Consider the following 19,162-nt stretch of genomic DNA (forward strand, 5'->3'; position numbering starts at 1 on the left):
AGGCACGCGGAGCTAACTCGGGACACGCCTATGAGCAGACGGAACACCGGCGACGCTCGATCTTAGACACCGATACGCCTCCAGCCGAACAATCGTCATGCGGTAACCAACCCGCGAATGTCAGTCTGACAATGCCTGTCGAACAATGACCCGGCCATAGTCACCCGAGGCTACGACCCGCCCGGCAAAAAGTGAGCGGCTCCCAGGAAAGAAAAATCCCAGGAACCGCTCACGTATGCCTATTGACAACCCGATCTACATATCAGGTGTTGGGGCGCTTCCCGTGGTTCGCGCCGCCACGCTTACGGTCACGACGCTTACGTGCACGCTTGCTCATAGCTGGCCTCCTTAATTTCGTTACCCAAAAGAGTTGCCCTCCAGTCTCCCATATCAGCGGACAGGCCGCGAACCGGGGCTGCCTAGAGTGAGTTGCGGATCGACACCCGGGCCTGGTCCAGGACAGTCCGAACCGTTTCCAGTGCGACGGGGGTCATGGGCCTGGTGCTGGTGTGAAGGCGAAGCTCGGTCCGCATGTCGTCACGGAAGGCCTGCAGCAGCATCTCCGCTTCCTTGAGCATGCGCTGCCCCTCGGCGGTGTAGCGGCCCTGGCCGGCCGGGGCCGCCGATCTGGCGGCGGTGCGTGCCGCTTCCGCGGTGGCGGCCAGGTCAGCGCGCAGTCCTCGCATGTTGCTGCGGATATCGGCGCGGAGGTCATCGGCGAGCCGGCGGACAGATGCCGCAATGTCGTTCTCTACGGTCTCCAGCTCCGCGCGCCGGCTGTCCAGTTCGGCCAGGCCCGCGGCGGTGATGCGGTAGTTGGTGCGGCGCCCCTGGCTTTCGGTGGCCACGAGGCCTTCCTCCTCCAGCTTGCCGAGGCGCGGATAGATGGTGCCGGCGCTGGGGGAGTAGGTGCCGCCAAACCGGTCGCTGAGCGCCTTGATGAGTTCATACCCGTGCTTGGGGCCGGCCTCCAGGAGTGCCAGCAGATAGAGCCGGAGGGCGCCGTGGGCGAAGACGGGAGGCATCACAGCGCCTGTTCCGTGGTGGCAGGTGCCTGGCCGTGGAAGATGGACGTCTTCCCGGAAACCGAGTTGGTCCGGACCAGCATGAGTTTGGCGTCCGGGCCCGAGATGGTCTGTACCTTGCCGCCCGGGTGGCCGTACTTCCTGTCGTCGATGACCACCGGCCCGCTGGCCGACTGGGCCACGATGTCCACGCCGACGTCGTGCGGCACGCGGACGGTCAGGTCCCCGGACACCGAGTTGGCACCGAAGTCGTGGGTGAAGCCGTGCAGGTCAAAGCTCATGTCGCCGCTGACGGTATTGGCCCGGATATTGGTGAACTGCCCGGACGCCGTGACCTCACCCGAGACGCTCTTGGCCGTCAGGACGCCGCTGTGGTTGCGGGCGATCACTTCGCCGCTGACGGTGTTGACGTGCAGTTCACCGGAGGTCCCGTCGGCCAGCAGGGAACCGGTCACAGTGTTCAGCCGGGTCCGACCGTGGACACCCGAAACCAGGCCGTCCCCGCTGACCGTGCCCGCCTCGACGTCCACGCCGGCAGGGACTGCGACGCTGATCACCGCCGAGTTGTTGCTGCTGTTGTTGACCGACTCCATCAGATTCTTGAACCAGCCCTGCGGCCCGTGCAGCTGGTGCCGGACTTCGAGGCGGCCGCCCGTCAGAGAGATCGCCAGCGGATCCCCGACCACCTCTGACACCTCGATGCGGACAACTGCTTCGTCGTGCGTGACGATGTCCAGCCTCCCCCGCACGATGCCCACCTTAAGGTGGGAGACGCCGTCGACATCAATGGTCTGTGGGCCGGTGATGGTCCAGGAGTTCTCTTCCATGATCCCCTCCACTTGCGATATATCGTGACTGTGGAAGCCACGCTAGTACCCCGGTGCCTGAAGATCAAGATATATCGTGAGTGGCTTTTTCCTACTCGGGCGTGTCCATCCCCAGCCACTGGAACCAGCCGCGGTGCAGAACCAGCCAGGCCATGAGCCCGTAGCCCGCCTGCCCGGGGGAGCCGCCATTGGCTGCGAGGTCCTGGCGCCACTGCTCATGGTTCAGCAGCGGCGAAAACGTGTCGACGTAGAGGTGCTTGCGCCGGGTGGTCACGTCGGCAAAGGCAGTGTTCAGTTCGCCGAGCCGGCGGTTCTGCACGGGATCCAGCGTGGGCGGCGGCCCCACGACGAAGACCTCCAGCCGCTTCTGGGTGGCCGAATCCAGGATGTTGGCGAGATTGAGCCGGCTCCGGGCGGTGGACAGGCCGAACTCGATGTCCCTGCCGGAGAGCCCGATGACAAGGCGGTTCTCGTGAAGATCGCTGAACCTCCGGCCGGCCTCCTCGAGCCAGCGCGCCGACAGGCCCTCGGTTCCCTCCTGCGGGCAAGGAAGGGAAAAGCTCTCCACCGTCACGCCGTCCTGCGGAGTGCGGGCGAGCACCCGGCCCAGCCACCCCAGCGCCCGGGGATCGCCGAGCCCGGCGAGCAGTTCATCTCCAACAGCTGCAATCCGCAGCTTCCTGTCTTCCACTACTACCTCTTCACTTGTTGGGAGGGCGTGTCCCGGATACGGACCGTTTGCATGCCAACACTAAAGGTCCATTAACTCACGCCGATTAAACAGAACTGCCCGGCTGGAACGGTATGTCACCGTCCGGCCGGGCAGCTGATCTGCTACTTACGGGCGAAAGCCTGCTTCAGCAGCGCGTCCTGCTCCACAGCGTGGCGCTTCATGGAGCCGGCCGCGGTGGAAGCCGAGGCCGGGCGTGAAACCAGGCGCACCTTCCGGTCCAGGGCGGTCGGCAGGTGCAGACCCATGAACGGCCACGGACCCTGGTTGGCGGGCTCGTCCTGCGCCCACACAACTTCCGCGTTCGGGTACTTGGCCAGCTCGGCTTCGATCTCCGCCTGCGGCAGCGGGTAAAGCTGCTCGACGCGGATGATCGCCGTCGACTTGTCGCCCGTCTTCTGCCGCGTGGACAGCAGGTCGTAGTACAGGCGGCCGGAGACCAGCAGTACGCGGTCGACGGCGTCGGCCTGCAGCAGCTCGTGTTCACCGATCACCGGGCGGAAGCCGCCGGTGGTGAAGTCCTCCACGGACGAGGCAGCGGCCTTGAGGCGCAGCAGCTGCTTCGGCGTGAAGATGATGAGCGGCTTGCGCGGCCGGCTGTAGGCCTGGCGGCGCAGCAGGTGGAAGTGCGAGGCCGCCGTCGTCGGGTTGGCGACGATGATGTTTTCCTCGGCACACAGCTGCAGGAAGCGTTCGATGCGGGCGGAGGAGTGGTCCGGTCCCTGTCCTTCGTAGCCGTGCGGAAGCATCAGCACGAGCGACGAGCGCTGGCCCCACTTCTGCTCGGCGGACGAGATGAACTCATCGATGATGGTCTGCGCACCGTTTACGAAGTCACCGAACTGCGCTTCCCACAGGACCAGGGCGTCGGGACGCTCCACGGAGTAGCCGTATTCGAAGCCCATGGCGGCGTATTCGGACAGCAGGGAGTCGTAGATCCAGAGCTTGGCCTGGTTGTCCGACAGGTTCCCCAGCGGCAGCCATTCGTTGCCGTTGGCGCGGTCGTGGAACACGGCGTGGCGCTGCACGAACGTGCCGCGGCGGGAGTCCTGGCCGGCAAGGCGTACGGGCACGCCTTCCATGATCAGGGAGCCGAATGCTGCGATTTCGCCGAAGCCCCAGTCGATGCCGCCTTCGCGGGACATCTGTTCACGCTTCTCCAGCAGCTGTTTGAGCTTGGCGTGGACGGTGAAGCCCTCGGGGATCTCCACGTGCGCCTTGCCGATGCGGGCAAGCGTGTCGGCCGAGATGGCGGTCGACGCCGGTGCGTTCGTTCCGATGTCCGACTGCTGTGCCTGGGGACGCTCGATGTCCGAGACCGCTGCCGAGTCGGCGGTGATGATCGGAATGGGCGAGGTCTGGGCCGCGTGGGTTTCGGCGAAGACGCGCTCGAGGCGTTCCTGGTAGTCGCGGAGCAGCTGCTCGGCTTCTTCCTCGGTGATGTCACCACGGCCAATGAGCGACTCGGTGTAAAGCTTGCGGACAGAGCGCTTGGCCTCGATGAGGTTGTACATCAGCGGCTGCGTCATCGAGGGGTCGTCGCCCTCGTTGTGGCCACGGCGGCGGTAGCAGACCATGTCGATGACAACGTCCTTGTGGAACCGCTGGCGGAACTCGTAGGCGAGCTGGCCGATGCGGACGACTGCCTCGGGGTCGTCGCCGTTCACGTGGAACACCGGAGCCTGGATCATCTTGGCGACGTCCGTGGAGTACGTGGACGAGCGCGACGAGGACGGCGCGGTGGTGAAGCCGACCTGGTTGTTGACCACAATGTGGATGGTTCCGCCGGTGCGGTAGCCGCGCAGCTGGGACAGGTTGAGCGTTTCCGCCACAACACCCTGGCCGGCGAAGGCAGCGTCACCGTGAACCATGATGGGCAGCACGGGGAACGACTGTCCCTGGTCCAGGCGGTCCTGCTTGGCACGGACGATGCCCTCCAGGACCGAGTCAACGGCCTCCAGGTGGGACGGGTTGGCGGCGAGGTAGACCTTGGTCTCCTTGCCGTTGTCCGACGTGAACGTGCCCTCGGTGCCGAGGTGGTACTTGACGTCGCCGGAACCCTGCACGGAGCGCGGGTCCTGGGTGCCTTCGAACTCGCGGAACACCTGGGCGTAGGTCTTGCCGGCGATGTTGGTCAGCACGTTCAGGCGGCCGCGGTGGGCCATGCCGATGGCGACCTCGTCCAGCGCGTCGTCGGCAGCGTCGGAGATGATGGCATCCAGCAGCGGAATCAGCGATTCGCCGCCCTCAAGCGAGAACCGCTTCTGGCCCACGAACTTGGTCTGCAGGAAGGTCTCGAAAGCCTCTGCGGCGTTCAGCTTGGAGACGATGCGCAGCTGCTCGTCGCGGCTCGGCTTGGAGTAAGGGTGCTCCAGTTGGTCCTGGAACCACTTGCGTTCGGCCGGGTCCTGGATGTGCATGTACTCGATGCCGGTGGTGCGGCAGTAGGCATCCCGAAGCACGCCGAGGATGTCGCGGAACTTGAGCATCGGCTTGCCGCCGAAGCCGCCCGTCGGCCACTCGCGGTCGAGGTCCCACAGGGTCAGGCCGTAGGTGAGGACGTCGAGGTCGGGGTGCTTGCGCTGGACGTACTCAAGGGGATCGGTGTCCGCCATGAGGTGGCCGCGAACGCGGTAGGAGTGGATCAGCTGCTGGATCCGGGCGACCTTGTTGATCTGGTCGGACGGGTCCACCTGCAGGTCCGGGCTCCAGCGCACGGGCTCGTACGGGATGCGCAGGGCTTCGAAGATCTCGTCGTAGAAGTTCTGCGCGCCGAGGAGCAGCGAGTGGACGAGCTTGAGGAATTCGCCGCTGCCTGCACCCTGGATGACGCGGTGGTCATAGGTGGAGGTCAGGGTGAGGATCTTGCTGATGGCGTTCTGCGCGATGATTTTCTCGCTCGCGCCCTGCCATTCGGCCGGGTAGTCGAGGGCGCCGACGCCGATGATGGCGGCCTGGCCCTTGGACAGGCGCGGCACGGAGTGCACGGTACCGATGCCGCCGGGGTTGGTCAGCGACACGGTGGTGCCGGCGTGGTCATCCGCGGTCAGCTTGCCGTTGCGGGCACGCTTGATGAGGTCTTCATAGGTGTGCCAGAACTCCGCGAAGTTCATGGTTTCGGCCTTCTTGATGTTGGGAACCATCAGAAGGCGGGTGCCATCGGGCTTGGGCATGTCGATGGCGATGCCGAAGTTCACGTGCGCCGGCTGGACAGCCACGGGCTTGCCGTCGACCTCGTCGTAGTACACGTTCATGGACGGGAACTGGGACAGTGCCTTGACAACGGCGTAGCCGATGAGGTGGGTGAAGGAGACCTTGCCGCCGCGTGCGCGGGCCAGGTTGGAGTTGATGACAACCCGGTTGTCGATCAGGAGCTTGGCCGGAACCGCCCTGACGCTGGTGGCCGTGGGGACCTCAAGGCTGGTGACCATGTTCGACGCAATGGCCTTGGCCGGCCCGCGGAGGACGGACACGACGTCTTCCTCGGGGGCGGTGGGAGCCTTGACGTTCTTCGGCAGCTGGGCCGGAATGGGCTGGGCGCCGGTGCCCGCCTCGGTCTTCTTGGCGCCGTCACGGGCTACCGTTGCCGGGGCCTTCTTGGCGGGTGCGGGCTGGGCGGGGGCTGCTGCCGGCGCCGGTGCCGGTGCTGCCGCGGGCGCCTGGGCCGCGGGAGTAGCGGATGCCGGTGCCTGCGCAGGCGCCGGGGGAGTGACAATGGGCAGTTCGCGGGTGGCCGGGTTGGCCGGGTTGGCCGCCGGGGCGGTCACGGCCGGAACGCCGTTGGAAGATGGACCGTTGCCGCTGTCGAATGATTCGAACAGGGGCCACCACTTGGCATCGACCGTATTCTTGTCCTGCTGGTAACGCTCGTACAGTTCGTCAACGAGCCACTCGTTTCCACCAAATTCCTCTGGCAGACGGTGGCTAGGCTGCTCTGGCACTTGAAATACGCCTCTTCCATGAGTTTGATTTCCCTCTGGTCGCCTAAGGTGCCACGGCACAACGATCGAACCAGTTTTTTCTGTGTCCTATGAACCCAGACCTTTGCCAGTCTAGTGACCGTTTCGGCTTAACTGCCAATAACCGTGACCCAAATCATGTACCTCCCGAATTGTGGCGAAATGGGCGTCGAATCAGGCCCCAAACGGTGCCCCTGCTGACCTGCGCGGACGCCGGTCCGGACCGGTCGGACGGGGAGCTTTGGTCCTCCGCGGCGGTACGTTGCTCCTGTAGACTGCAATCCTTATGGACAGCGAATATAGGTGCCATGGACGGTAAATCCAGGTGCCGGCCTGGGGGCTACCACCCATGATGGAGTGGCTCCTTGTTGCCGCCGGCCTGCTGCTCATTCTCGGAACCGGCTTCTTCGTCGCCGTCGAATTTTCCCTTATTGCGCTCGACCAGCCCACAGTGCAGCGAGCCGTTGACGACGGCGACGCCGCGGCGGTGCCGCTGCTCAAGTGCCTGAAATCCCTGTCCACGCAGCTGTCCAGCTGCCAGCTCGGCATCACCATGACCACGCTTTTGACCGGTTATGTCATGGAGCCGTCGGTGGGGGCGCTGCTCGAGGTGCCCATTGCCGCCGTCGGCATCCCGGAGCCGGTGGCCGGGTCCGTCTCCCTCATAGTCGCCATGGTGATCGCGACGGGGCTGTCCATGCTCCTGGGCGAGCTTGTTCCCAAAAACATGGCCATTGCCCTCGCGTTCCGCATCGGCCGCACCCTGGCCCGGCCGCAGCTGGTCTTCACCGCGATCTTCAAGCCTGCCATTGTGGTCCTGAACGGTTTTTCCAACAAGGTCCTCAACATCTTCGGGCTGGAGGCAAAGGAGGAGATTTCCGGTGCCCGCACGCCGGCGGAGCTTGCCTCCATGGTGCGCCGGTCGGCGGCCATGGGCACGCTCGATCCGGGGACCGCGAACTTCATTGCCCGCACCCTGAACTTCTCCGGCCGCAGCGCCGCCGACGTGATGACGCCGCGCATCCGCGTGGAAACCATCGACGCCGACCAGCCGGTGTCGGACATCATCGACGCGGCCCGCCGCAGCGGATATTCGCGCTTCCCGGTCATCGGCGAATCGGCGGACGACATCCGCGGGCTGGTGCACGTCAAGAAGGCGATCGCCGTTCCGCCGAACCGGCGGCGGAAGCTCGAGGCGGGCGCCATCATGACGGACGTCCTCAGGGTGCCCGAAACCATTCACCTCGACGCGCTGCTAGCCGAACTGCGGGAGGGTAACCTCCAGCTTGCCGTTGTGCTGGATGAGTACGGCGGAACTGCCGGGATCGCCACGCTGGAGGACCTGGTCGAGGAAATCGTGGGCGAAGTGGCCGACGAGCACGACAAGGTCCGGCCGGGGCTGCTGCAAAGCGCTTCCGGCGACTGGTACTTTCCGGGCCTGATGCGTCCGGACGAGCTCTCGGAACAGATTCCGGGCCTCACTGTGCCCGACGAGGCCGCCTACGAGACGGTGGGCGGGTACGTCATGAGCGAGCTGGGACGGATCCCCGAGGTGGGGGACGTCGTGGAAGCGGGCGGCGGAACGCTCAGCGTGACCAGGATGGACGGCCGGCGCATCGACAGGATCTGTTTCAGGCCGCACCGTGAACGGCAGGACGACGGCGCCCCGGACCCGGCCGGCGGAAGCACACCGGTCAAGCACTCGGCCGCCAATCACGGCAGGCCGGGAAACGGTAAGTCAGGGAACGGCAGGCCGGGAAACGGCAGGTCAGGGAACGGCAAGCCGGCCAACGGTAAACCCGGGAACGGTAAACCCGGGAACGGCGGGCGATCATGAGCGACTGGGCGGGACTGCTTTGGCTGGTGCTGCTGCTCCTGGGCAACGCCTTCTTCGTGGCCGCGGAGTTCGCGGTCATGTCCGCACGCCGGAGCCAGATCGAGCCCCTGGCGGACGAGGGTGTACTGCGCGCTCAGACCACCCTGCGGGCGATGGAGAACGTCTCGCTGATGCTGGCGTGCGCGCAACTGGGCATCACCGTCTGTTCGCTGCTGATCCTGCTGGTGGCGGAGCCGGCCATCCACCACCTGCTGGCTGTGCCGCTTGCCGGGCTGGGCGTGCCAACCGAAGTTGCCGACGTCTCGGCGTTCGCTGTGGCACTGATGCTGGTGACGTTCCTGCATGTGACGTTCGGCGAGATGGTGCCCAAGAACATTTCCGTGTCCGTTGCCGACAAGGCGGCGCTGCTGCTGGCTCCGCCGCTGATGTTCATTGCACGGATCGTCAACCCCGTGATCGCCGCGCTGAACTGGTCCGCGAACCACATTCTGAAGCTGATGCGCATCGAGCCCAAGGACGAGGTCAGCTCCACCTTCACGCTGGAAGAGGTGCAGTCCATCGTGCAGGAATCCACGCGGCATGGCCTGGTGGATGACGACGCCGGCCTGATCACCGGAGCCCTCGAATTTTCGGAGTACACCGCCGGCAGTGTCATGGTTCCGCTGGAACGGCTGGTCATGCTCCGGTCGTCAACGTCCCCGCTGGAGTTTGAAAAAGCTGTCAGCCGCACCGGTTTCTCCCGGTTCCCGATGCTGGACGACGATGGCCTGCTGTCCGGCTACCTCCACATCAAGGACGTGCTCGCCATCCCGGAAGCCGGATATGAGTTGCCCATCGCGGAGGGCCGCATCCGGTCGCTGGCGAACCTCACGCGCGACGACGAGATTGAAAAGGCGATGTCCGTGATGCAGCGCTCCGGCTCGCACCTGGCCCGCGTCATCGGGCCGGGCGGGCAGACCGAAGGCGTGCTGTTCCTGGAGGATGTGATCGAACAGCTCGTGGGGGAGATCCGGGATGCCACCCAGGCCAAGGGTATCCGACGGCTGGGCAGACCCGACGGCGAATAGCGGCCCGGGTGCCCCGGCGGCGCACCGCCGTCGTAAGTTCTAAATAGGAATCATTCCTATTTAGCGATACACTCGACTAGGGGTTGCCCCCTCCCCGCAACCTGACCTGTCCAGAACCGAGGTATTTCCGTGCCCAGCACTGCCCGCACTTTTTTGACCGCTGCCCTGGCCGGACTCGGCCTGCTCCTCACCGGCTGTGGTTCGCCGGCGGCTCCGACGGCAGGCACAGGCGCGAACGGGCGCATCGCCGTCGTCACGTCCACGAACGTCTACGGGGACATTGTTGAGGCCATTGGCGGGGACAAGGTCAACGTGTCGGCCATCATCTCCCGGCCGAGCCAGGACCCGCACTCGTACGAGGCCAACGCCCAGGACCGGCTGACAGTCTCCAAGGCCAGGCTGGTGGTGGAGAATGGCGGCGGCTATGACGACTTCATCCACACCCTGGCGGACGACAGCAACATACCGCACGAAAACATCATCAGTGCCGTGGAGGTGTCGGGGCTGGCCCCGGAGTCGGCCGCCACCGCCCCCGCGCATTCAGAGACTGCACATGCAGCGGACGGGCATTCCCATGACCACGGTGACTTCAACGAGCACGTCTGGTACAGCTTTGACGCCATGACGCACCTCGCGGATGCCGTGGCAGCCCGCCTCGGCGCGCTCGACGCCGGCTCGGCCCCGCAGTTCAAGGCCAACGCCGCGGAGTTCAAGGCCGGACTCGCGAAGCTGGAGAGTAAGATTTCGGCAATGAAGACCTCGCACGGCGGTGCCGGCGTCGCCGTGACCGAACCGGTGCCCCTCTACCTGCTGGAAGCGGCCGGACTGGAGAACCGCACCCCCGCAGAGTACACGGCCGCCGTGGAGGAAGGCGCCGACGTTCCGCCCGCAGTCCTGAAGGCAGCCACCTCGACGGCCGCCGCAAAGGACACCAGTTTCCTCGCCTACAACGAGCAGACTGAAGGCCCGCAAACCCAGGCCGTCAAAAACGCGGCCAGTGCCGCGGGAACGCCGGTGGTCAACTTCACTGAAACCCTTCCGGACGGCAAGACGTACCTGCAATGGATGGCGGACAACGTGGAAAACGTCGGAAACGCACTGAAGAGCCAGCCTTGAACCCAGTCATCAGCCTGAAGCAGGCGTCGCTGAAGTTCGGCCGACGCGCACTCTGGGAAGACCTGAACCTGGACATCAATCCGGGGGAGTTCTTCGCGGTGCTGGGGCCCAACGGCAGCGGCAAGACCAGCTTCCTCAAGGTCCTGTTGGGGCTGCAGGAACTGCACTCCGGCCAGGCCAACCTCGGTGGGCACCCCGTGGAGCGCGGAAGCCGCATGATCGGCTACATCCCGCAGCAGAAGCCCTTCCTGCCCGACACCCCCATGCGCGCCCGGGACCTGGTGGGACTGGGCGTCGACGGGCACCGCTGGGGAATCCGGCTCGGAACCGCCAAGGCCAACCGCAAGATTGACGAACTGCTGGAGCTCGTCGGGGCAAGCGACTACGCAAAGGTTCCCGTCGGGCAGCTGTCCGGCGGTGAGCAGCAGCGCCTGCGCGTGGCGCAGGCCCTTGCCACCGACCCGAAAGTGCTGCTGTGCGACGAGCCGCTGCTGTCGCTGGACCTGCACCACCAGCAGGCCGTCAGCGCACTCATCAACAAGCAGTGCCATGACCGCAAGAGCGCCGTGGTGTTCGTGACCCACGAGATCAATCCGATCATCGACTACGTGGACCGGATCCTGTACCTGGCCGGCGGCAGGTTCAGTGTGGGGACGCCGCACGAGGTGATGACCACCGAGGTCCTCTCCGACCTGTACGACAGCAACGTGGAAGTGATCCATGCCAACGGCCGGATCGTCGTCGTCGGCCTGCCCGACGCCACCACACACCACCATGACGACGCGCACGCCGCTGCGGGGGAGGGTTCCTGATGGACCTGGAATCGTTCCTGCAATCGGTGTTCAACTTCGAGAACTATGGCGAACTGCTGGCGCTGGTGCAGAACTCGCTGTGGGCCGGCGCGGTCCTGGGACTCCTCGGCGGCCTGGTGGGGACCTTCGTGATGAAGCGCGACCTCGCGTTTGCCGTCCACGGAATTTCCGAGCTGTCGTTCGCCGGCGCCGCGTTCGCACTGCTCATCGGCACCGACGTGGTGTTCGGCTCCCTGGTGGGGTCCGTGGCGGCTGCGCTGCTGCTGGGGCTCATGGGAGTCCGGGCGCGGGACAAGAACTCCATCATCGGCGTCATCATGCCCTTCGGCCTGGGCCTCGGGATTCTTTTCCTGTCGCTCTATGAGGGCAGGGCCGCCAACAAGTTCGGCCTCCTCACCGGGCAGATCGTGTCGGTGGACACCGTCCAGCTCCAGGTCCTGGCCGGCACCGCGGTTGCCGTGATGGCAGCGCTGTGCTTCATCTGGCGCCCGCTGAGCTTCGCCAGCGTCGATCCGGAGCTGGCCGAGGCGCGCGGCGTTCCGGTGCGGATGCTCGCCCTGGTTTTTATGGTGCTCCTCGGCGTCAGCGTGGCACTGTCCATCCAGATCGTGGGCGCCCTGCTGGTTCTTGCCCTGCTGATCACGCCCGCGGCTGCGGCCCTGCGGGTGACGTCCTCGCCGCGCCTCGTGGTGCTGCTGAGCGTGGTGTTCGCTGTGTCGGCGACGGTTGGGGGAATACTGCTGGCCCTCGGCGGCCGCATCCCCATCAGCCCGTACGTCACCACGCTGTCGTTCCTGATCTACGTGGTGTGCCGGGTCATCGGCAGCGTCCGGGCCAAGCGCGGCCTTAACGGCCGGGTCATGCGGACCGCCTAGAAAAGCTGGGGATTACTGCGAGGCAGCCTTGCGTGCGGAGCAGTCGGGGCACAGGCCGTAGATCTCAACGGTGTGGGCCACTTCGGTGAAGCCGTGCTCCTGCGCGGTCCGCGCGGCCCAGGTTTCGACGGCGGGCGCCTCCACTTCCACGGCCTTGCCGCAGTTGCGGCACAGGAGATGGTGGTGGTGCACCGTCACGGCGCAACGGCGGTAGACGGCCTCGCCGTCGCCGTTGCGGAGCACATCCACGAGTTCCTCATCGGCCAGCGACTGCAGGATCCGGTAGGCGGTGGCCAGGGAGACCGACACGCCCTTGTTCTGGAGGATCCGGTACAGCTCCTGCGTGCTCACGAAGTCATTGAGCTCGTCCAGGGCGGCGCTGACAGCGATCCGCTGCTTGGTGACGCGCTGCTCTTTCCCGCCAGCCGCCGTCGAAGGTGCCTGTGGTCTGCCGTCAGCGCTGGCGCGTTGTGGCATGGATGAACTCGCTTTTCTTTCGGGTAATGACAAGCTTTAACGTTACCAGCCGGAGCCGCGTGGACACTGATCGGGCCTGTCCCTAGGCTGGCTTCATGAAGCTGACCAAATACACGCACGCCTGTGTCCGGCTCGAAAAGGACGGCCGGGTGCTGGTCCTGGATCCGGGGACCTTCTCCGAAACCGCCGAGGCACTGGATGGTGCACAGGCCGTCCTCATCACGCATGAGCATGCCGACCACATCGATGTTCCCGCTGTGACCGCCGCTCTTGCAGGGAATGACGGGCTTGAGCTCTTCGCGCCGGAGGGCGTGGCGCTGAACGTGCGCAAGGAAGCGCCGGCCGCCGCGGACCGCGTGCATGCCGTGGAGCCCGGAACGGCCTTTGACGCCGCAGGCTTCGCGGTCCGCAGCTTCGGCGGCCAGCATGCCCTGATTCACCCCCAGATTCCGGTGGTGGCCAACATCGGCTACCTAGTGGACGAGAACGTGTACCACCCGGGGGATTCCTTCATAATTCCGGACGGCATCAGCGTGCGCACGCTCCTGGTTCCGGTCCATGCCCCGTGGAACAAGGTCAGTGAAGTGGTGGACTTCGTGATCGGCGTCCGGGCGGAGCGCGCCTACAACATCCACGACGGGCTCCTGAACGACACCGGCCTCGGCCTGGTGGAGGGCCATGTCAAGCGGATCGGTGCCAAGTACGGCACCGAATACGCCCACCTCTCCAGCCGGGAATCCGTGGAGCTTTAGCCCCGCCAGACGCCCGTCTCGAACAACGCCTTCAGCGTGTCCTCGTGCGGACGTGGATCCAGTCCCTGGGCCGCCAGCCACGCAGGGCTGTAGTGGCTGCCGGCGTACCGGTCACCGCCGTCGCACATCAGGGACACCACGCTGCCCCGTTCGCCGTCCGCCACCATCTGTGCGATGAGCTGCCAGACGCCCCAGAGGTTGGTGCCCGTGGACGGCCCGGCGTGCAGACCCGCCAGCGTGTGCAGGTGCCGCATGGCTGCGACCGAGGCGGCGTCGGGAACCTGGATCATGTGGTCGATGACCGACGGGACGAAGCTTGGCTCCATGCGGGGCCGGCCGATCCCTTCGATCCGGGAAGGCATGCCCGTGCTGAAGTCTGCGGCTCCGCTCCGCCAGCCGGGGTAGAAGGCGGAGTTCTCCGGGTCGACCACCGCCAGCGACGTGGCGTGGCGGTGGTAGCGGAGGTAGCGGCCGATTGTGGCGCTGGTTCCGCCGGTGCCGGCTCCCACCACGATCCAGCGGGGGACCGGATGCTCCTCCAGCGCCAGTTGTTCAAAGATGGATTCGGCAATGTTGTTGTTGCCCCGCCAGTCCGTGGCGCGCTCTGCGTAGGTGAACTGGTCCATGTAGTGGCCGCCGCTCGTGGCGGCTACCTCGGCGGCCGCGGCGTACACCTCGGAGGCATGGTCCACCAGGAGGCAGGCACCGCCGAACTGTTCGATCAGGGCGATTTTTTCCGGGCTGGTGGTACGGGTCATCACGGCGACGAACGGCAGGCCCAGGAGTTGTGCGAAGTAGGCTTCGGACACTGCGGTGCTGCCGCTGGAGGCCTCGACGATGGTGGTGCCCTCGCGGATCCACCCGTTCACCAGCCCGAACAGGAAGAGGGATCGGGCCAGCCGGTGTTTCAGGCTTCCGGACCGGTGGGTGGATTCGTCCTTGAGGTACAGCTGGACGCCCCAGTGGTCCGGCAACGGGACTGAATACAGGTGGGTGTCTGCCGAGCGGTTGTTTTCCGCGTTGATCTTGCGGACAGCCTCGTCCGCCCACGCCCGTTCACTGAATCGCCTGCTCACGGAATCAGCCTACCGGCGCGGGCAGCCGCGGCTAGAGTTGTTGCTGATCTGCAGGCAAACACCAAGGAGACAGATGGACACCCTCATTGACGTGGCCGGGCTGAACGCCCGGATGGCGGCCGGTCAGCGCACCGTGGTTCTGGATGTCCGCTGGGCGCTCGGGGATCCGGAGGGCCGCAGCCATTACCTCAAGGGGCACATCCCCGGTGCTGTGTACGTGGACCTGCCCACCCAGTTGGCCGACCCGGCCGACCCTGGCCGGGGGCGCCATCCATTGCCTTCGCAGGCCCGATTCCAGGAGGCGGCACGCTCGTGGGGCATTTGCGACGGCGACGTAGTGGTCGCCTACGACGACGCGGGCAACACCTCCGCCGCCCGGGTGTGGTGGATGCTCCGGAACGCCGGCATGCACACCGTTTACTTGCTCGACGGCGGCCTGGCCGCCTGGCGCTCGGCAGGGTTGCCGTTGGAGGACGGCTCCGCAGAGCCGGACACCGGAGACGTGACACTCACGGACGGCGGCATGGCCGTGACCGACGCCGACGGGGCCGCAGGCTGGCCGGCCGGGGGCGTGCTCCTGGATGCACGTGCCGGAGAACGGTACCGCGGGGAAGTTGAACCGGTGGACCCCCGGGCCGGCCACATCCCCGGCGCTGTCAGCGCCCCCACCACCGGGAACCTCGACGACGACGGCCGCTTCCTGCCGGCGGAAAAGCTGCGGGAGCGCTTCGCCGGTCTTGGGGTCGACGGAACCGCGCCGACCGCCGTCTACTGCGGCAGTGGGGTGACAGCCTCGCACGAGATCGCGGCCCTGGAGATCGCCGGTTTCAGCGCCGCGCTGTTCCCCGGCTCCTTCTCCGAATGGTCCAACGATGCTTCCCGCCAGGTGGCCACCGGCGCTGATCCCGGACAGTAAGTGGTGGTGTGCGCCTGCAATTGGAAGTCACCGGGGAGCCGCGGTAGCGTCGCCATATGACTCCTGGACGCCCTGTGCCCCCGCCGCTGAACCTGCGAATCCCGCTGGAAGAGACCGCCGTCGGACCCCTCGAGGGGCGCCTTGCCGCTGCCCGCGGTGCATCATCTGCCACGAGCGGGCTGGTTGAGCTGACAGTTGCCCGCCGGGCACCCAAGGCCGACGACGTCGAGATTGCCATCGAATTCTGCGGGCTCTGCCACTCGGACGTTCACGCCACCCGGGGGGAGTGGGGCAACCAGAACTACCCGCTCGTACCGGGCCACGAGATTGTTGGCCGCGTCAGCCGCGTCGGTTCGGACGTGAAGGACTTTCAGCCGGGCGACCGGGTGGGCGTGGGCTGCATGGTGGACTCGTGCCGCGAATGCGGGAGCTGCCTCGAAGGGCTGGAACAGTACTGTGAACGCGGCATGACCGGGACGTACGGCGCCAAGGACGCCAGGAACGGCGACGCCGTGACGCAGGGCGGCTACGCGTCCTCTGTGGTGGTGGACCGGCGGTACGTCCTGCGGGTGCCGGAAAACCTGGACCCCGCGGCGGCCGCCCCGCTGCTCTGCGCAGGCATCACCACGTTCTCGCCGCTGCGACACTTCGGTGTCCGGGCGGGCCATGTGGTCGGCGTCGTGGGCCTGGGCGGCCTGGGCCACATGGCCGTCAAGCTGGCCAAGGCCATGGGTGCCGAGGTCAAGGTCTTCACTACTTCTGAGTCGAAGGTGTCGGCGGCGCTGGAACTCGGCGGCGACGCGGTTGTGCTGTCCCGCGACGAGGAGGCGATGGCCGCTGAGAACCGGAGCATCGACGTCATCATTGACACCGTTGCCGCCCCGCACGACCTCAACCCGTTTTTCCGAACCCTGCGCCGTGACGGCGCGCTGTTTCAGCTCGGGCTGCCCTCCGATGCCATGCCGCCTGTTAACCCCGGGGCGCTGATCAGAAGGCGGATATCGTATGCCGGGTCCCTGATCGGGGGTATCGCCGAGACGCAGGAGATGCTCGACTTCTGTGCCGAGCATGGGGTCGTCTCCGACATCGAACTGGTTGGAGCTGAGCAACTTAACGACGCCTATGACCGGATGGTCGCCGGCGATGTGAAGTACCGTTTTGTCCTGGATACATCCACCCTGCAGGAACCGTCGGAAAGGGCTGACGCATGAGCACGCTGTTCACCAAGATTCTCAACGGGGAGATCCCGGGTCGCTTTGTCTGGCGCGAGCCGGACGTCTCCGCCTTCCTGACCATGGGGCCGCTTGCTGACGGGCACACGCTGGTGGTTCCGACCGAGGAAGTGGACCGCTGGACGGACGCCTCGCCCGAGACCCTGGCCCGGGTCATGGAGGTGGCGCGGCGCATCGGCGCTGTTCAGGTGGACACGTTCGGGGCGGCCCGCGCAGGACTCATCGTCGCCGGTTACGAGATCAACCACATGCACGTGCACGTGTGGCCTTCCAACAGCATGGCGGAGTTCAATTTTGCTACCGCCGAGCACAACCCGGATCCGGCGCGGCTGGACGCCAACGCGGAAAAGCTCCGCGCAGGCCTGCGCGACGCCGGCTACGGGGAGTTCGTGCCGGAGGCTTAGTTAGGCACACGCCGGGCCGATGGCCCGCCCCGGCTTTCCTGCTACGGGGCTGGGCCGGGCGGCTCGTACTGGCTCGGTTGGCGCACCACGGTCCCGGACAGGCCCGTTCCGGGCAACGGCGGTGCCATGGACCGGTAGGTGTGGCCGGTGGGTGTGGTGATTTCGATGCTGTGCCGGGGTCCTGGTCTGGGTTGTGCTTTCCAGCCGGGGAGTTCTTTGGTGTGGTTGCAGGCTTCGCAGAGTCCCGCGCCGTTGGCGACGGTGGTGGGGCCGTCGTTGTGCCAGGGGATGATGTGGTCGTGGTGGCGGATGGGGGCGTCGCAATAGGGTGTGCGGCAGGTGTCGTCGCGGAGTTGGATGAAGCGGCGCAGCTTGGCCGGGAAGAGACGCCGTTTGGAGTCCATGGCGACGAGGTCGCCGGTTCCGGGTGCGGTGTAGAGCCGCCGGACCCAGGTCGTGAGTTCTTGCAGGCTGGTTGGATCGACCTCGGCTGCCGCGTCCGCGGCTTTTGGCCCGCGACCCGGCTCTTCTTGCCCTTGGGTTAGCAGGTTGCGGGCGAAGTAGCTGGGGATAATGCCGTAACCCGGGATCCGGGCGGGTTCGGAGTCGCCTTGGAGGAGGGTGCGGTCGGTCATGACGAGGTTGAGTTCGATGCCGGTGATGCCGCCGGGGGTGCCGGTGGTCCTTTCGACCAGGGTGTCGGCCATGGCCTGGTCGCGGGAGCGTGGGTCCCCACTGGCCCGGAGAGAATCGGCGTGACGGGTCAGCGCCGCGTACACGGCGACGCCTTCGTGGACGGGCAGCAGGGCTGTCAGGTAGGTCATGCAGTCCGGTGCCGGGCGCAGGCTGACTCTCCGTTCGGAGACGGCGTGGCTGGCGCGTTGGGCGACGGAGCGGGGGTCGCGCCGGATGGCGGCGGCGCGGACAGCGGCGATGACGGCACGGGTTCCGGCGCCGGTGAAGGTTCCGGTGTCGGCGGCGAGTTCCTCATCAACAGCGGCCCGGTCCGCGACAGTCAAACAGGCGGTCTCTTTCGCGAAGTGCGTGACGCGTTCTTCGTTCAACTGCCCGGTCTCCAGCGCTCCCAGGGTGTGGGGCATCTGCACCAGGGCTTTGGCCGTGCCGAGCAGCCTCTGCCCGCGGTTCGGGGACTCGCCCCGGGCCAACGCGATCTGCTCGGCCGCACCCAGGGCGCGGTCTTTGCCCCTGTCTTTGCTCAGGTCCTCGGCGGCCAGGACCGGTCTGTCGGTGGATTCCTGCCGGAGCCGGGCCTCGAAGGCGACGGAAAGCCTCGCCTGTTGCCCGGCGGCCCAGCACTTGACGTTCTCGTACGCGCGGACCTGGTCGATCAGCCCGGCATTGTCGGCCGCGAGGTCAGCTACCGGAAGAACCCACCCGGAGGTTGTTGGAGGTGCACCGGCCACAGCGTGCCGGGGGGTAACGGCGCCGGAGGGACCGCCGTCGTCAAAGAGGTCCCCGTCGAACGGACGCTCGGCAAACAGGGCTTCGGGAAACGGGTCCTCCGGCAACGAGGCCGGATAGACGGCGTCGAGATCATCGTCATAAGGCAACCCGTAATACGGATCGGCGTCGAGAACCGCGGCGTCAGGGACGTGGCAAACGCCGCCAGGAACCCCAGCAGCCAGCAGGACGCCGCCGTGCGGCGCCCCCGCTGTCACTGCCGAATTCCCGAAGCCTTCCATGAACACAGTCTGCCAAGGGGGTCCGACAATAAAGGGCCGATCAGGCACCAGATGCGGGCAGGATCCAAAAGTTTTTTCGAATCATCCGAGAACGAAAACTAGGTAGCACTTCAGGGCGTTCCCAGCGCTGAGAACGCCCTGTGCTGCTACTCAGTTGGGCGCGCCACATGGCAGTTCATCGGTGAAGCAAATCACACGAGCTATTGACAGCCTTGTGGCGCATGCCATAGTTTTGAACGCAACGTTCGAAGGGTGAACGGGTGGGACGCCGCAGTTGCGCATCGCAATCAGTGCGCAGGCAGCGCCGGCGAGTCCTGGACCGTTCGAAGCTGCACGATCCACAAGGGAGTTCAC

Annotated in this window: 17 protein-coding genes; 9 read left to right on the forward strand and 8 right to left on the reverse strand. The window is 66.1% G+C overall.

What is annotated here, in order from left to right:
* Positions 1 to 262 precede the first annotated feature (262 nt).
* The 5 genes from R5O87_RS22135 to R5O87_RS22155 form a co-directional block, all read right to left on the reverse strand.
* On the reverse strand, positions 263 to 337 hold the full coding sequence (locus tag R5O87_RS22135) for a 50S ribosomal protein bL37 (RefSeq protein ID WP_369299106.1): 75 nt from the start codon (positions 335 to 337) through the stop codon (positions 263 to 265).
* A gap of 82 nt (positions 338 to 419) precedes the next feature.
* The gene (locus R5O87_RS22140; RefSeq protein WP_410555084.1) at positions 420 to 1,025 is read right to left on the reverse strand and encodes a PadR family transcriptional regulator; all 606 of its coding nucleotides are present in this window, start codon (positions 1,023 to 1,025) and stop codon (positions 420 to 422) included.
* Complete coding sequence (locus tag R5O87_RS22145) at positions 1,025 to 1,852, reverse strand: DUF4097 family beta strand repeat-containing protein (RefSeq protein WP_410555083.1); 828 nt, start codon at positions 1,850 to 1,852, stop codon at positions 1,025 to 1,027. The genes R5O87_RS22140 and R5O87_RS22145 overlap by 1 nt, the downstream gene beginning before the upstream one ends.
* 91 nt (positions 1,853 to 1,943) lie before the next feature.
* The gene (locus R5O87_RS22150) at positions 1,944 to 2,543 is read right to left on the reverse strand and encodes a GDSL-type esterase/lipase family protein (RefSeq protein ID WP_410555082.1); all 600 of its coding nucleotides are present in this window, start codon (positions 2,541 to 2,543) and stop codon (positions 1,944 to 1,946) included.
* Positions 2,544 to 2,686: 143 nt separating this feature from the next.
* Positions 2,687 to 6,523, reverse strand: coding sequence for a multifunctional oxoglutarate decarboxylase/oxoglutarate dehydrogenase thiamine pyrophosphate-binding subunit/dihydrolipoyllysine-residue succinyltransferase subunit (locus R5O87_RS22155; RefSeq protein ID WP_410555081.1), 3,837 nt, complete (start codon positions 6,521 to 6,523; stop codon positions 2,687 to 2,689).
* A gap of 370 nt (positions 6,524 to 6,893) precedes the next feature.
* On the opposite strand from R5O87_RS22155, the gene R5O87_RS22160 reads away from it, so the two are divergent.
* From R5O87_RS22160 to R5O87_RS22180, 5 genes are all read left to right on the forward strand, one after another.
* The gene (locus R5O87_RS22160; protein WP_410555096.1) at positions 6,894 to 8,378 is read left to right on the forward strand and encodes a hemolysin family protein; all 1,485 of its coding nucleotides are present in this window, start codon (positions 6,894 to 6,896) and stop codon (positions 8,376 to 8,378) included.
* Positions 8,375 to 9,445, forward strand: coding sequence for a hemolysin family protein (locus R5O87_RS22165; RefSeq protein WP_410555080.1), 1,071 nt, complete (start codon positions 8,375 to 8,377; stop codon positions 9,443 to 9,445). The genes R5O87_RS22160 and R5O87_RS22165 overlap by 4 nt, the downstream gene beginning before the upstream one ends.
* Before the next feature lie 129 nt (positions 9,446 to 9,574).
* Positions 9,575 to 10,561 (forward strand): metal ABC transporter solute-binding protein, Zn/Mn family, encoded by a 987-nt coding sequence (locus R5O87_RS22170; protein ID WP_410555079.1) that lies wholly within the window; start codon positions 9,575 to 9,577, stop codon positions 10,559 to 10,561.
* Positions 10,558 to 11,373: a metal ABC transporter ATP-binding protein gene (locus R5O87_RS22175; RefSeq protein WP_410555078.1), complete on the forward strand. Its 816-nt coding sequence runs from the start codon at positions 10,558 to 10,560 to the stop codon at positions 11,371 to 11,373. Before R5O87_RS22170 ends, R5O87_RS22175 begins: the two co-directional genes overlap by 4 nt.
* On the forward strand, positions 11,373 to 12,248 hold the full coding sequence (locus R5O87_RS22180) for a metal ABC transporter permease (protein ID WP_410555077.1): 876 nt from the start codon (positions 11,373 to 11,375) through the stop codon (positions 12,246 to 12,248). The genes R5O87_RS22175 and R5O87_RS22180 overlap by 1 nt, the downstream gene beginning before the upstream one ends.
* A 12-nt stretch (positions 12,249 to 12,260) precedes the next feature.
* On the opposite strand, the gene R5O87_RS22185 is transcribed toward R5O87_RS22180, so the two are convergent.
* On the reverse strand, positions 12,261 to 12,725 hold the full coding sequence (locus R5O87_RS22185) for a Fur family transcriptional regulator (RefSeq protein ID WP_410555076.1): 465 nt from the start codon (positions 12,723 to 12,725) through the stop codon (positions 12,261 to 12,263).
* A gap of 95 nt (positions 12,726 to 12,820) precedes the next feature.
* Between R5O87_RS22185 and R5O87_RS22190 the strand changes: the two genes are divergently transcribed.
* Entirely contained in the window at positions 12,821 to 13,477 is a 657-nt protein-coding gene (locus R5O87_RS22190) for an MBL fold metallo-hydrolase (protein ID WP_410555075.1), read from the forward strand.
* Here the strand turns inward: R5O87_RS22190 and R5O87_RS22195 are convergent.
* Entirely contained in the window at positions 13,474 to 14,553 is a 1,080-nt protein-coding gene (locus R5O87_RS22195; RefSeq protein WP_410555074.1) for a PLP-dependent cysteine synthase family protein, read from the reverse strand. The genes R5O87_RS22190 and R5O87_RS22195 overlap by 4 nt on opposite strands.
* 73 nt (positions 14,554 to 14,626) lie before the next feature.
* Here R5O87_RS22195 and R5O87_RS22200 point away from each other — a divergent pair, with 73 nt between their 5' ends.
* The 3 genes from R5O87_RS22200 to R5O87_RS22210 are packed head-to-tail and all read left to right on the forward strand — an operon-like array spanning position 14,627 to position 17,105.
* Positions 14,627 to 15,469: a sulfurtransferase gene (locus tag R5O87_RS22200; RefSeq protein ID WP_410555073.1), complete on the forward strand. Its 843-nt coding sequence runs from the start codon at positions 14,627 to 14,629 to the stop codon at positions 15,467 to 15,469.
* A gap of 56 nt (positions 15,470 to 15,525) precedes the next feature.
* A complete protein-coding gene (locus tag R5O87_RS22205; RefSeq protein ID WP_410555072.1) occupies positions 15,526 to 16,680 on the forward strand; it encodes an NAD(P)-dependent alcohol dehydrogenase in 1,155 nt (384 codons plus the stop codon).
* On the forward strand, positions 16,677 to 17,105 hold the full coding sequence (locus R5O87_RS22210; protein WP_003804824.1) for an HIT family protein: 429 nt from the start codon (positions 16,677 to 16,679) through the stop codon (positions 17,103 to 17,105). The genes R5O87_RS22205 and R5O87_RS22210 overlap by 4 nt, the downstream gene beginning before the upstream one ends.
* A gap of 41 nt (positions 17,106 to 17,146) precedes the next feature.
* Here R5O87_RS22210 and R5O87_RS22215 read toward each other — a convergent pair whose 3' ends face one another.
* Positions 17,147 to 18,808: an HNH endonuclease gene (locus R5O87_RS22215; RefSeq protein WP_410555071.1), complete on the reverse strand. Its 1,662-nt coding sequence runs from the start codon at positions 18,806 to 18,808 to the stop codon at positions 17,147 to 17,149.
* Positions 18,809 to 19,162: the final 354 nt, after the last annotated feature.

The organism is Arthrobacter globiformis, assembly GCF_046536215.2.
GTDB lineage: Bacteria > Actinomycetota > Actinomycetes > Actinomycetales > Micrococcaceae > Arthrobacter > Arthrobacter globiformis_E.